Genomic DNA, 13,871 nt, shown 5'->3' with positions numbered 1-13,871 from the left:
ATGTAGGTAAGTACCTACATATAGAGTATCATTGATTTTTGGGCAATAGTCTCGCTGGCTGAAGTCTTGAAGAGATTTGAACGATAGCTGGCAGGAGAGACATGAAATGAGAAGCAAGGTGGCGTGGACGAACAACTGCAACGCCTCTAGGGATCATGGCGACGTCGCCAGATTTGAGAACAGGTAGGAGTTGGCGTTCGACATAGGCTCGAAAGCACTGGCTATTGATCGGTCCGTTAAAGACACAGGGCGCAACGGACCTGGATCAAGACCGGTCTGCCGGGACTACTATCCGCTTCGTCGACTGAGAAGAGATGCGACCCGCCGAGGCACGGCGCCGGCAACCACCTCACTGCCAGGGCGACTACAGAGCCGCATCGCGCCGCAGCCCCGACATCGGTTGTTTTCATCAGTACATTCTTCAACAGCCGACAGTCGTTATTGCCTCTTCCAGCGCCAGAGCGGCCCCCAGCAATCGCTCATCATGGTTCTTGGGAGCCGACAGCAGAAAGCCGACCGGCATGCCGGCCTCGCCCGCCCCGCAGGGCAGAGAAACGCCGCACCAGTCAAGAAAATTACCGATCGCCGTATTGCGTAGCGTTCTGCCATTGATCTTTACGAACAGTTCGTCATCGGCCTCCAGGGGGCCAAGCGCCGGCGCGACATGGGCAACCGTCGGATAGGCGATAAACTCATTCGGCCCAAGCGTTGCGGCAACCTCCTTGATCAGTTGCTCACGCACTTTGAGCGTTTCCAGATAGCCGACCAGCGTCGTCTTCTCTCCGAGGCGCGTTCGCGCGACAACACGCCGATCCATGGCTTGAGCCTCCGGCCCCGCCAAGCGACGATGATGCAGCACGAAGGCCTCGGCAGTAACCAACGGCCCATACTCCGCCATCAGCTCAAAGAGCCTTTCGAATGCCGGAAAGGCAGCTCGCCGGATCTTAACGCCAGCGGCACTCAACCTCACTAGCGTCGCCTCGAAAGCTGCAAGAACACCATCCTGCGCATCATCCATGACGATATTTGTCGGCACGACGATGGAAAGCCTAGCGGCTTCGGCGCGCTCCACCTCGGGGACAAAGCGCCCGCGCATTGCGGCATCGACCCAGATCGCATCCTGGACGCTGCGGCACAAAGGCCCTAGCGAGTCGAGGCTCGTCGACAGCGGAAAGACGCCGGCCATGCTGTAACGGCCATGGCTTGCCTTATAGCCGACAAGGCCGTTGAAAGCAGACGGTATGCGCACCGAGCCGCCCGTATCCGTGCCGATCGCCACCGGCACGAGACCGGCCGCAACCGCGACGGCGGAACCTGAGGACGAACCGCCGGGAATTCGCGGCACATCCGTTGCCAGCGGGTTTAGCGGCGTACCGTAATGCGGATTGAGGCCGAGACCGGAAAAGGCGAATTCGCTCATATTGACCCGGCCGACGGCCACCATGCCCGCCGCCTGCAGGGCCCTGACGACATCGGCATCGTCGGGCGCGGGCGCGGCATCCGTAAGCACGATCGAGCCGGCCGTCGTCGGCAGCCCGGCGATGGCAAAGAGGTCTTTCCAGGCAACGGGAATGCCATCCAGCAGCCCGCGCGAACGCCCCTCACGCAGCCGCTTGGACGAAGCGGCCGCCTCCTCCTTCGCGCGCCGCTCCAAAAGCTGCGTGAAGATCGCCTGATCCTTGTAGGTCCGGATCGCATCGAAGGTCTCCTCGGCCAGCGCGACAGGGTCGAGACTGCCGGACTGGATCAGGACCGAGAGTTGCGCGATCGATTTGCCGAGATGTGTCTTTGTCACAGGTCCTGCTCTCCTTCTCAGCCAACCAGCTGCATCCAGCGGCGCACGAGATAATTGTGCTCATCCATTGTCGTATTCCAGACGGCAATGCAATTGGCGCGCTGCCAATAGGATCCGCCACTGCGCACCGATCCTTTCCTGATCCGCATCTGGCCATCCGGGCCGGGCAAGTCTTCGGTGGCCGCCGCGCCTTCATACCAGTAGTCCCATTCGGCCTGGGTCATGAACTGCCGCGAACGCTGCGGTGTCGAAATGTAATAGCCCTGCCGCGCGACCACGGCACCCGGCCATCCCGATATCCACCAGTTCAGATAGTCGTAGGCAACGTCGAGGAGGCGGCCGCTCAACTGTTTCGAAAGACACAGGCCACCATGCCAAGCGCGATAGCCTTCGGCGGGGACGGCCTGCTCGACCGGCACGCCCTTCGAATTCAGGATGCCGATGCCGGGCGACCACATGCTCTGGACGCTGGTCTCGCCGGCGATCATCAGCCGGGCCGCATCCTCGGCAGTTTTCCAGAAATCCCGGAAGAAGCCAGCCTTCTTGCGCTGCTCCAGGAGATCGATCAGCTGGTCGATCTCCTGAATGGACATATTGCCGATATCGTCGAAGGACATGAGGCCAGCGGCCTGTGCCGCGAGCGCCGCATCGAAAATGCCGATAGCGGGCTCATCGACCAGCGCCACCTTCCCCGCCCAGCGGTCGTCGAAGAGCGCGCCCCAGGAATGCATGCCGACACCATTGGGCGCCAGATCGGTCCGATAGGCGAAGCTGTCGAAATTATGCGTCGTCGGCAGCATGGAGATGAAGCGCGACGGCGTATCGCCCAAGGCGAGGTTCGGCTGCACGAAGAGCTTCTTCGCCGGGACGTCGCCGAGCCCCAATCGCGGATTGGGGCCGATGTGGCCGGTCTTCGTCAGATCGTTGACCTCATCCCAGAGCACGATGCGCTGGGTGTCCACAGGCTGGATCGCACGCCAATGCCAGACGATATCGAGATTGTGGAAGCATTGGTCGTAGATATCGTAGGTCTCCGGCTCGCGGGCCGCCTTGTATTGAGTCGTCAGGAAATCGTTGTTGTCGAAGATGACATCGATGCCGAGATCGTCCTGCGCGCGCAGGCGCAATTCCTCCAGCAGCGAGATCGCGGTGCCGAGAACGCGTAGGCGCGGCCGGCCCTTCAGATGCAAGGCGGGAGCAGATATGCTTTTGGCGACGGATTCATGCTTGTTCATGGGGATACCGGTTATCTCATCGCGCCGCTGCGATCGGGTAAGGCGTGGCAGGCACGTGCGCCAGTGTGAAGGCTTCGAAGGAGCGTTTCAAGAGAGTGCCGTCGAGCCCATCTAGAATGAAGACCAGCCGCGAGCTGCGGTCTTCCGAGGGCCATCCATCCATATGCACCGGCGTATGAACCAGATGCTGAACCCCATGAACAGCGACCGGGCGCTCCTCGCCGCTGAGATTGAGAATACCTTTTACCCGCAGCACGCGCTCCCCATGCCGATTGAGCAGCATGGTCAGCCAGAGCCCGAAAGCGGTCCAGTCGACAGGCCTGTCGATACTGAGAGAAATCGAGGAAATGGCGGCCTGATGCGGCACGCCATCCGATGAGACGAGCTGCACCGGCTCCTCGCAATAAAAGCCGCTCTGCGACAGGCTGCCGCTTGGCGAGACGTCGCTTTGGATGGCAACAAGCGAGGAGAGATCGAGATCCGGATCGGCCGCTGTCAGGATTGGAGCATCGGGATTGAGCGTTCGAAGGCGAGCCCGAAGGGAATCTCCCTTACTGTCGGCTTCAAGATCGGTCTTGGTCACGATCAAGCGATCCGCGACCGCTGCCTGCCTGTTGGATTCGATATAAGTGTCGAGCTGGCGCAGCCCATTTACCGCATCGACAGTCGTAATCACGTTGCCGGCGCAGAAATGATGCCTGAGCACCGGATCGGCCTTGATGGTCGACAGCACCGGAAATGGATCGGCAAGACCCGTGCTTTCAATGATGACGCGCCGGAATGGCGGCAAGAGCCCGCGCTCGCGGCGGGAATAAAGTTCCTTGAGTGCCGTAGCAAGTTCGCCACGCACTGTGCAGCAGACGCATCCGGAACGCAGTAGCACCATCTCGCCCTCGACGCTTTCGACGAGATCATGATCCAACCCGATCTCGCCGAATTCGTTGATGAGCACGGCGGTATCGGCAAAGGCCGGGTCCGCAAGGATGCGTTTGAGCAGCGTCGTCTTGCCGGAGCCGAGAAAGCCGGTCAGCAGATTGATCGGCAGGAAGCCGCTTGCTTCAACCGACATGGCATCTCTCCATCCTGGCGACGAAGGCAAGGTCAAGCGGATCGCAGTACCGGCCGACGAGCCTTTCGGCCGCCGACCAGAGATGGCCGAGATCCTCGATGATTTCGCTCCTGCCCGTTCTGGTCGACAGCACGAAGGACGCGCCCTGCCAATCGGAAAGGACAAGGCCGAAACCCGAGAGCATCACGTTGGCGGCACGCACGCGCTCGGCGCGCTCGCGCCGCCGGTCGAAGCTTGCGTGATTGCGGGTGAAGACGCCCGGCCGTGCCGCGGCATCCGTCCAATGCTCATTGCCGCCGAGCACGCCGCACAGTGAACACATGGCAATCACCTCCAACCTGATGCTTCGATACTTCAGCCTAGCCGGCTATTTCTTGCGCGGAAAGCGCGCGGCGAAATCGTCGGCGATCTCGTTCATCGTGACGAACTTCACGCCGGGATGCTTGACCATATGTGCATAGAGTCTTTCCAGCATCATCAGTACTTGCGGCCGGCCGGCGACATCGGGATGGATGGTGATCGGGAAGACGGCGTAATCCATCTCGCGATAGACCCAGTCGAACTGATCGCGCCACATCTGCTCGATATGATGCGGATTGACGAAGCCATGGCTGTTCGGGGATTTCTTGATGAACATCATCGGCGGTAGATCGTCGAGATACCAGGATGCCGGGATTTCGATCAGATCGGTCTCCTGGCCGCGTTTCAGCGGCACCATCCAGTCCGACGGCTTGCGCGAATAGTCGATCTTGGTCCAGCTGTCGCCGACGCGCACATAATAGGGCGTGAAGTCATTGTGCATCAGCGAGTGATCGTACTTGATGCCGCGCTCCAGAAGCAGCTCGTTCGTCACGTTGGAGAATTCCCACCAGGGCGCGACGTAACCGGTCGGGCGCTTCCCGGAAAGCTTTGTGACCAGCTCGATGCACTTGTCGAGGATTTCCGTCTCCTGCCCGCGCGTCATGGCGATCGGATTTTCATGGCTGTAGCCATGGATGCCGATTTCATGGCCGGCATCGGCCACAGCCTGCATCTGCTCGGGAAAGGTTTCGATCGAGTGACCGGGAATGAACCATGTCGTCTTGATGCCGAAGCGTTCGAAGAGCTTCACCAGCCGCGGGCTGCCGACTTCGCCGGCAAAAAGGCCCCTCGAGATATCATCGGGCGAATCCTCACCGCCGTAAGAGCCGAGCCAGCCGGCCACGGCATCGACGTCGACGCCAAAACTGCACAAGATTTCCTTTGCCATGGGATGACCTCCTTCAATTTGAGTTTTCTGTAGTCAGTGAGCCGGGATGACGGTCGCGTCGGCCGGATCCCAGGTAAGCATGACCTCGGCGCCTAAGGGAAAGGCGCCGGGCCGGTATTTATCGACATGGGCTTCCAGCGCCAGGCCCCTACCGTCGGGCAGGCTGATGCCGATCTGCGAGATATGGCCGACCACGTCGAAGCGCTCGACGCGGGCGCCGACCACATTGCCGCTGAAAGCCCGGATGAGATCTTCGCGCGCCGAGCCACTCGCCGCGTGAACCTCGATCGCCTCCGAAGGAATGACGATGTTGACCTTGCTGCTGAGGCCGCCATTGGCGCAGCCCGACAGCGTGCCAAAGGATGTGGAGACGAATGTGCTGTCGGCCTGCGTGCCGGCGACCTCGCCTTCGAAGATGGTATTGCGGCCGATGAACTGCGCCACGAATGGCGTATCGGGACGCGTATAAAGCTGAGCCGGCGGACTGATCTGCTCCACCCTGCCCTGGTTCATGACGACGATGCGGTCGGACAGCGCCAGCGCTTCAGACTGGGCATGCGTGACGAAGACGAAGGTCACGCCGAGCTTCTTCTGCAGCAGCTTCAGCTCGTTCTGGATCGCCTTGCGCAGATTGGCATCGAGCGCACCCAGCGGCTCGTCAAGAAGCAGCACATCCGGCTCGACCACGAGGCCGCGAGCAAGCGCGATGCGCTGGCGCTGGCCGCCGGAAAGCTTGTCCGGCTTGCGCTCGGCAATATCCTCCAGCCCAAGTGTCGCGAGGATACGATCGACCCGCGCATCCCGCTCGGCCTTCGCCATGCCCTTGACCTCGAGACCATATCCGACATTCCGCCGGACAGTCATATGCGGAAACAGAGCATAGTTCTGGAAGATCATCGATGTCGGCCGCTTCTGCGGCCTGACATCGTTCATGCGCTCGCCCTTGATCATCATGTCGCCGGAGGAAATGCTTTCGAAGCCGGCGATCATGCGGAGCGTCGTCGTTTTGCCGCAGCCCGACGGACCGAGAAAGGCGATGAACTCGCCCTTCCTGATCGAAAGATTGAAGTCGATGACGGCGGGCGTGCCATTGTCATAGACCTTGCCGACATCGATAAGTTCCAAATCATATATCATGAGAGATCTCCGGGCGTGGACGAGGAGGCGGACATCGCCTCCCCGCGCGGCATAGGATGGCCGGCAGCAGCCATCGGATCAGGCATTGAGGAATTCATCCCATTTCTGAACGAGATGGTCGTATTCATCCGGCCACTGGTGCCAATAAGCGACGTTCTTGGCGCGCTCCGCCAGCGAGCCGCCATCGCGCAGGTCCCCTTCCTTGATACCGCGCTCAGGAGCGCCGACCCATGGCTTGCCCTCGTACCAGAAGGCATATTTGTCCGGCGCCATGACCTTCTGGATATTGGTCGACGGAGAATAATAGCCCTGTTCGGAAACGGTGATGCCGGGCTCGCCGGAGAGCCAGTAATCGGCATAGGCGATCACGGCTTCCTTGTTCGGCGTGCCAGCGATCATCGACGGGCCGATCGCCCAGCCGCGATAACCTTCCTTCGGCACGGCATATTTGCATGCCTTGCCCTGGGCCTTGACCGCCATGACGGCCGGCTGCCAGGCGTCGCAGACGACCATCTCGCCCGATGCCATCAGATTGACCAGCTCGCCGAAATCGCCCCACAGCGCGCGGAACTGCCCGTCCTTCTTCTTCGAAACGAGGAACTTCGCCGCTTCGTCGATTTCGGCCGTGCTCGGGTTGCCGGGATTCTTCACGTTCAGAAGGCCAAGCGTGTTCATCGCCATGATCGCCTGACCGAAAGCGATCAGCGGATCGGTGTTGAGGCCGGACTTGCCCTTGAACTTCGGATCGAAGATCGCCGCCCAGGTATTGGCTTCCTCGGCGGAGAGAACGTCCGGATTGTAGCCGATGGAGTCGTAGTTATAGACGGCAGGCACCATGTTCAGCGTGGTCTTGGCGTCATCTGCCCAGATCTGGCCGACGATCTGCTGCTTCGGCTCCCACTTGTCCGAGGGCGTGGTGAAAGTCTCGCGGATATTGGCCCAGTTCTTCAGGGAAGCGGCCGGAACCGGCTCGACATTGTTGGTCATGACGATCGAGGGCAGACGCTCGCCGATGATCTCCCAGCAATCGTAATCCTTGGAACCGGACAGGATCTTGGTCTGCGCGTCGGGAAAGGTCGCCGCAGTACCTGAGGTCTGCCCGACACCGCTCACCTTGCGGAAGTCATCGAGGATACGCTCCTGGACCGTGACCGAAAGACCGATGGTTCGCAACTGCTCCTTGGCGAGATTGGCAGCCTGTGCGTAGGCCGCTCGCGACGACAGGAACGGCGTGCCGCCGCCGATTGCAAGCGCCATAACGCCGGCCGAATGCTTCAACAGAGAGCGTCTGTTCAATTCCATTTTGGACATTTTTGTTCTCCAGTGCTGATTGCTGTTCCCTTGGCCCTTGTTGGGCCTCTTCATTGCCGTATCGCCCCTACCCAGCCATCGCCGGACGATGACGATCAGTACCGCCCCACAAGGAGGCCACCATCAACGACCAGAACCTGGCCGGTCATGTATCTCGCACCGTTTGACGCGAGGAATGCGATCACGTCGGCAATGTCTTCCGGCTCACCCAGCCGGCCCATCGGAATGAATTCGGCAGCCTTTTCCGCGCCTGCGGGGCCTAGCGAATTCTCTTCCGAAAGGAGCTGAGCCGTGCGGATATAACCCGGTGCAATGCCGTTGACCCTGACGCCGTCCTTCGCCAGTTCGACGGCGAGCCCGCGCACCAGTCCGACGACACCGGATTTCGCCGCCGAATAATGGACATGCTCGTCCCAACCATAGGCGACGCCCATGATCGAGGAGAGCGCAACAATGCTTCCGGATCTGCGGGCGCGCATCCCGGGTACGGCAGCACGCACCAGCTTGAAGATGCCCTTCAGATCGACATCCATGGTCAGGTCCCACTTGTCATCGGTAAGCTCGCCGAGCGGCGTGCGATGGGCGATGCCGGCATTGGCGACGATGACGTCGATCTTGCCGAAACGCGCCTCGACATCGGCGACTAGCTGGTTTGCCGCTTCCGTCGAGCGCACGTCGTAAAGGTGGAATTCGGCCGAGCCGCCGGCGGTCAGAATGTCGCGAACCGTCTGCTCACCTTCCTTCTCGAGGATATCGGTGACGACGACATGGTCGCCGAGCGCTGCAAAAGCCTTCGCCGTTGCCTGGCCGATACCGATGCCCGCACCCGTGACGATGACGACCCGCTTTTCTAAACTGTCCATCTGCTTGTCTCCCTCAGAGCATCACATCGCCGGAATTCGGCCCGAGCGTCTGGCCGACGAAAAGGCTCGCGGCCGGCGAGGCCAGGAACGCCACGGTCGCGGCCACTTCTTCCGGTTCGCCAAACCGGCCGAGCGGCAATTCGCGCTTCTTGCGTTCGCGCCATTCCTCGGAAAGACCGAGCACCAGCGGCGTATTGATCGGTCCCGGCGCTACCGCATTGACCCGTACGCCCCGGCTCGAGACCTCGCGGGCGAGCGCCTTTGTCATGCCGATGATCGCGGCCTTGGCGCCGGAATAATGAACAAGCTCGATGCCGCCGATCTGCCCGAGCTGGGAGGCGACGTTGACGATGACGCCCTCGCCGCGCGCCAGCATCGACGGCAAGACGGCCTTGGTCATCAGGAAGGTGCCGCGCACATGCACCGCAAACATCCGGTCGAAATCCTCAAGCTCGAGGTTTTCGAATGCCGCTTGATGCGCAATGCCGGCATTGTTGACGAGAAGGGCGACGTCGCCGTGCGAGGCCTTGGCAGCCGCATGGATCGCCGCCACATCCTCCGGCCGCGCCACATCACCGGCGACCGCGGCCGCCGCTCCGCCCGCCTTGATAATTTCCGAGGCAACAGACTTGGCGCGCTCCTCGGAGAGGTCATTGACCAGAACCGCATAGCCGTCAGCGGCAAGGCGGAGCGCAATGGCACGGCCGATACCGGAGCCGGCGCCGGTGACAATGGCGGAGAGGGGGGCGGAGATCGGGGCGGAAGCCTTCTCAGCCATCATGCGTCCTCCTGGATGCGGACACGTTTGGCGCGCCGCACCGACAGGCCCATCAGGATCGCGTAGGTGCCGAGAAGGGCGAAGGAGAAGAGCGTGGTCAGCACCCCGAAAGCGAAGACGTTCGGATGCACCTCGACCGAGAAGGTGCCGTAGATGGCCAGAGGCAACGTCAGCTCACGACCGGAGGCAAACAGTGTCCGCGAGAACTCGTCATAGGAGAGCGTGAAGGCGAAGAGCATGGCCGAAAGCACGCCCGGAAAGATCAGCGGGAACGTGACCTTGCGGAAGGTGCGTGCCGGGGTAACGCCGAGCGACCAGGAGGCCTCCTCCATGCTGGGATCGAACCTGTTGAAGATGGCAAGCATGACGAGGAAGGCGAAGGGGAAGGTGTAGACGACATGCAGGACGAAGGCGGTGCTCCACCAGTGACGGTCGATGCCGAAGGCGTTGGCGACAAGCGCCATGCCGAGACCGACGAGCACGCCCGGCACCATCATGCCGAGAACGATCAGATAGAAGGCCACGCCCGAACCGCGGAACTTGCGGCGAAAGGCCTGCGCTGACATGACACCGAGCACTGTCGAGACGATCATGGTCATCAGCGCCAGAAAGAGCGAGCGGATCAGCGCCTGATCGATCGGCAGGGGCGCGATGCGCGACGGCGGCGTCAGACCGAAGAGATGCCGATACCAATAGGTCGACCATTCGATGATCGGGAATTGCGGACCACCCTCCGGACCGGTCTGGAACGACAGGATCGCAAGGACCGCGAGCGGGCCGTAGAGGAAGATCAGAAAGAAGGTCGTATAGACGCCCAGGCCGAGCTTGATACCGCCAGCATTCATGATCAGAGCTCCTTTCTGAGGTCGACGACCTTGAGCAGGGCTGCGACAACAGCACCCATGATGATCGTCAGCACAACGCCGGCAACGGCGGCAAAGGCCCATTTCAGCGAGCCGACCTGGGTGACGATGATATTGCCCAGCAGATTGACCTTGCGGCCGGACAGGGCGGCGGAGGTCGCGAATTCACCCAGAACCATGACGGAGACGAAGATCGCACCGACCACCACGCCGGGCATCGAAAGCGGCAGGATGATCGTGCGGAAGATGCGCCAGAAGCCGGCACCAAGATCCTGGGCAGCCTCGATGACCGAGGCGTCGATACGACCCATCATAAAGGCGATCGGCCCAACCATGAAGACGCAGTAGATCTGGGTCATGCCGATAATGACGGACAGTTCCGAAAACAACAGCACCTCGATCGGCTGCCGAATAACGCCCAGATTCATCAGGATCATGTTGATGGCGCCCTCGGTGCCGAGCATCGGCCGCCAGGCAAGCACGCGGATCAGGAAGGAGGTCCAGAACGGGATGACGCAGAGTACGAGCAACACGGTCTGCAGCGTTTTATTCTTGATGAGAAGCCCGACGAAGAGTGCTGCCGGATAGCCGACGACGAGCGTCGCGACCAGCACGAGCAGCCAGATGCGGATCGTCGTCCAGAGCGCGTCGAGATAGGTGGCGCTCGTCAGGAAGGTGATCCAACTCTGCAAGGTCAGCGTCGGTTCGATCTTGAAGGTCGTCTGCGTCCAGAAGGAAACGTAGACCATCATCAGCATCGGCAGGACGAGGAAGGCGACCATCCAGATCATGCCCGGCGCAAGAAGCCAGAATGTCTTGCTCGATCTCCGGCGCACGGCTGCGCCTTCCTGCACGGCTTCCTCTGATGTCGCGACCATGGTCATCTCTCGCTCTCCTTGGAGGGTCCGGTGGAAAGTTTCGAAGGGCTCACATCAACCGAAAACAAGGGCATCCTCCTTCTTCCAAACGAGCGCATAGCGGTCCTTTTCGACAAAGGCCGGCGGACGGGCGTGGCTCAAATGGGATTCGACCTCGAAGACGTGGCCGCCATCGAGCGCAAAGAAGGAATTGACCGCTGCGCCGGAATATTCGCTGGCGATGAAATCCGCCTCGATGCGCACTTCGTCATCCGATAGCACTGCATCGCGGGAGCGGATCGAAACGCGGTCGTAGCGGATCGCATAGGCTGGCTGCGGCGCCTTTCGGCGCGAACCATTCAAAGGGAAGCGACCGGCCGGTCCGACGAAAGCATCCGCGACGACATCGCCGGCAAAGAGGTTATAGCAATTGAGAAAGCGAGCGACCGAGGCCGTTGCCGGGCTATTGTAAACGACGTCCGAGGCGGCGGCCTGCGCGATGCGGCCGCGATCGAGCACAAGCACCAGGTCCCCCATCGCCAGGGCTTCGCTCTCGCTGCCCGTGACATGCAGGAAGGTTACGCCGCAGCGTTCGCGGATGATCTTGAGCTCATTGCGCATGCGGCCCCGCAGATTGGCATCGAGCGCACCGAGCGGCTCGTCCAGCAGCACCATCTTCGGCTCGGTCACCAGTGTACGTGCCAAGGCGACGCGTTGGCGCTGGCCGCCGGAGATCTGCGTGACAGCGCGGTCGTCAAATCCGCTGAGGCCAACCAGCGACAGCATGTCCTGAACCCTTTTCGCCAGGACGCGTGCATCCGTCACCGGATCGACCTTGCGATTGCGCAGGCCGAAGGCAACGTTCTCGGCAACGGAAAGATGCGGAAACAGAGCGAAGTTCTGAAAGACGAAGCCGATGCCGCGATCATGCGGCTCCACGCCATCGAGCCGTTTGCCGTGGAAAAGGATCGAACCGGCATCCGGTTCCTCGAAGCCGGCGATGACACGCAAAAGTGTCGTCTTACCGGAGCCGCTGGGGCCGAGCAGCGAGATATAGGCATTGTCAGGCAAAGAGAAATCTATCCCGTCCAGCGCGGCTGACGCGCCATAGGACTTGGTGACTTGGCTGAGCTGAAGAACGGTCGACACCGAATTCCCACCAGTTTCAAGGCAAGGACTATCCTTCGGGCAAAGCTCCGCTTTCGTCTGGATCGCATTGATCCGGACGGTCAGACGTCAGCCTGCATTCGCGCATGATCACGTGCGCGTCAAAGAGATGTTCCTTGGCGTTTCAAAGAGTTCCACCTGCGACGCTTCTGACGAGCGCCTTGATGTCGAGAGCATTACATAAATGATTTTTGTATTCAATAGACTTTTTCCGAAAATATCGAACCCCGAGGTAACAACTGATTGAGGGACGACTGGCGAAAGGCGGCGATATCGACGACCACCCCTGCCCTACGCATAGAATTGGCGACAAAATGGCTATTGCAGCCGCCACAACGTGACACGCCGCATCCGGCATCACTCAGCAAATAGCGCCAATCGCTGCACTACGCGTCAACAATCAGCGAAAACAGATTCACTGCATCCGCGAGCAGAAAACATATTTTGTATTCAATAGTCATTTATTTTTGCGCTATGTTAGAATTACAAAACGCGTAAGAGTGAGGCATCAGAACGACGTGAGTCCATTGCATCAGATGACCGAAAACCATGCGCGCCCGAATGCGCAAAAGCGTTACGAGATCGCCGAGGATGTTCTGCGTGGCAATATCGAGGACAACACGCTGCCGCGCGGCGTGGTCCTGCTCGAAGGGCCGATCGCCGATATCCTGCAGATTTCGCGCGCGCCCGTGCAGAGGGCGCTGCAGACGCTGGAGAGCGAAGGACTGGTGCATCGCTTCAACGGACGCGGCTATCTCGTCGGTCCCGCCGGCCAGGGCATCGAGCCGAAGCGCACTGATATCAAGACCCTCGGCCTGACCATTCCGCGCCACGCCGACGAGGCCCTGCAGAGCCGCGCCTCCTGGGAGCGGATCTACAATACCGTCGAGGCCGATGTAGCCGGCTGCGTCGTCTTCGGCCAGTATCGCATTATCGAGATCGAGCTCGCCGACCATTTCAACGTCAGCCGCACCGTGGTGCGTGACGTGCTGACACGCCTGCGCGAACGCGGGCTTGTGCGCAAGAACCAATCCTCCCACTGGATCGCCGGCCCGCTGACGGCGCAGATGATCAAGGATCACTACGGCCTGCGCGGCATGCTGGAGCCGCAGGCGCTGGTCGCTGGGGCCAGCCGCGTCAACCGGGAACGGTTGAACGATCTGTTCCAGCGCCTCTCCGATCTCGAGCAGCACGAACCGGCCGACCACCTTGCGGTGCTGGAAGCCATCCATGCCGACTTCATCGAAATTTGCATTCTCGCGACGCCGAACGAGCGGCTGAAGGAATCCATCCGCAACAATCTGCTGCCTGTCACGGCGACGGAAAGATTGCTGCGGCGGCTCGGGCTGCCCGGCGATCCCGCCATCATCACGGAACTGCGCCTGATCGCGGAACTGCTGCTGCGAGGTGCCGTCAAGGCGGCGGCGGCGATGATGGAGAACCATCTCGAAGCCTCGGTCGACCGCACGATCGCGCAAATGAAGATCGTCGCCATCATTCCCGGCCCTGGCGTGACGGCCGCTTATCTCACCCGCGTTCTCGAATGA

13 protein-coding genes and 1 pseudogene are annotated in these 13,871 nt (G+C 60.9%); 1 reads left to right on the top strand and 13 read right to left on the bottom strand.

What is annotated here, in order from left to right; all coding sequences use genetic code 11:
- Window positions 1-151: 151 nt before the first annotated feature.
- The 13 genes and pseudogenes from AC13RE_RS14265 to AC13RE_RS14205 form a co-directional block, all read right to left on the bottom strand.
- Window positions 152-253, bottom strand: a pseudogene (locus AC13RE_RS14265) (IS630 family transposase); the annotation flags it as partial.
- A gap of 168 nt (window positions 254-421) precedes the next feature.
- The gene (locus AC13RE_RS14260; RefSeq protein WP_488563393.1) at window positions 422-1,795 is read right to left on the bottom strand and encodes an amidase; all 1,374 of its coding nucleotides are present in this window, start codon (window positions 1,793-1,795) and stop codon (window positions 422-424) included.
- A gap of 17 nt (window positions 1,796-1,812) precedes the next feature.
- Window positions 1,813-3,030 (bottom strand): ABC transporter substrate-binding protein, encoded by a 1,218-nt coding sequence (locus tag AC13RE_RS14255; protein WP_488563392.1) that lies wholly within the window; start codon window positions 3,028-3,030, stop codon window positions 1,813-1,815.
- A 16-nt stretch (window positions 3,031-3,046) separates the two neighbouring features.
- The gene (locus AC13RE_RS14250) at window positions 3,047-4,099 is read right to left on the bottom strand and encodes a CobW family GTP-binding protein (RefSeq protein WP_488563391.1); all 1,053 of its coding nucleotides are present in this window, start codon (window positions 4,097-4,099) and stop codon (window positions 3,047-3,049) included.
- The gene (locus AC13RE_RS14245) at window positions 4,089-4,421 is read right to left on the bottom strand and encodes a hypothetical protein (protein ID WP_488563390.1); all 333 of its coding nucleotides are present in this window, start codon (window positions 4,419-4,421) and stop codon (window positions 4,089-4,091) included. Before AC13RE_RS14245 ends, AC13RE_RS14250 begins: the two co-directional genes overlap by 11 nt.
- Before the next feature lie 45 nt (window positions 4,422-4,466).
- On the bottom strand, window positions 4,467-5,348 hold the full coding sequence (locus AC13RE_RS14240; protein WP_488563389.1) for a polysaccharide deacetylase family protein: 882 nt from the start codon (window positions 5,346-5,348) through the stop codon (window positions 4,467-4,469).
- Between the two features lie 33 nt (window positions 5,349-5,381).
- Window positions 5,382-6,485 (bottom strand): ABC transporter ATP-binding protein, encoded by a 1,104-nt coding sequence (locus AC13RE_RS14235; protein WP_488563388.1) that lies wholly within the window; start codon window positions 6,483-6,485, stop codon window positions 5,382-5,384.
- Window positions 6,486-6,563: 78 nt separating this feature from the next.
- Window positions 6,564-7,796: an ABC transporter substrate-binding protein gene (locus tag AC13RE_RS14230; RefSeq protein WP_488563387.1), complete on the bottom strand. Its 1,233-nt coding sequence runs from the start codon at window positions 7,794-7,796 to the stop codon at window positions 6,564-6,566.
- A gap of 95 nt (window positions 7,797-7,891) precedes the next feature.
- Window positions 7,892-8,659 (bottom strand): SDR family NAD(P)-dependent oxidoreductase, encoded by a 768-nt coding sequence (locus AC13RE_RS14225; protein WP_488563386.1) that lies wholly within the window; start codon window positions 8,657-8,659, stop codon window positions 7,892-7,894.
- 13 nt (window positions 8,660-8,672) lie between these two features.
- Window positions 8,673-9,437 (bottom strand): SDR family NAD(P)-dependent oxidoreductase, encoded by a 765-nt coding sequence (locus AC13RE_RS14220; RefSeq protein ID WP_488563523.1) that lies wholly within the window; start codon window positions 9,435-9,437, stop codon window positions 8,673-8,675.
- Complete coding sequence (locus AC13RE_RS14215) at window positions 9,437-10,282, bottom strand: ABC transporter permease (protein WP_488563385.1); 846 nt, start codon at window positions 10,280-10,282, stop codon at window positions 9,437-9,439. The genes AC13RE_RS14220 and AC13RE_RS14215 overlap by 1 nt, the downstream gene beginning before the upstream one ends.
- Before the next feature lie 2 nt (window positions 10,283-10,284).
- Window positions 10,285-11,184: an ABC transporter permease gene (locus tag AC13RE_RS14210; RefSeq protein ID WP_488563384.1), complete on the bottom strand. Its 900-nt coding sequence runs from the start codon at window positions 11,182-11,184 to the stop codon at window positions 10,285-10,287.
- A 48-nt stretch (window positions 11,185-11,232) separates the two neighbouring features.
- Complete coding sequence (locus AC13RE_RS14205; protein WP_488482246.1) at window positions 11,233-12,306, bottom strand: ABC transporter ATP-binding protein; 1,074 nt, start codon at window positions 12,304-12,306, stop codon at window positions 11,233-11,235.
- A gap of 554 nt (window positions 12,307-12,860) precedes the next feature.
- On the opposite strand from AC13RE_RS14205, the gene AC13RE_RS14200 reads away from it, so the two are divergent.
- Window positions 12,861-13,871 carry a GntR family transcriptional regulator gene (locus AC13RE_RS14200; protein ID WP_488563383.1) on the top strand — a complete coding sequence of 337 codons (1,011 nt, stop codon included), beginning with the start codon at window positions 12,861-12,863 and terminating at the stop codon, window positions 13,869-13,871.

Source organism: Martinezella sp. CNPSo 3959, from assembly GCF_057784355.1.
This window is presented reverse-complemented; position numbering and strand designations above follow the sequence as displayed.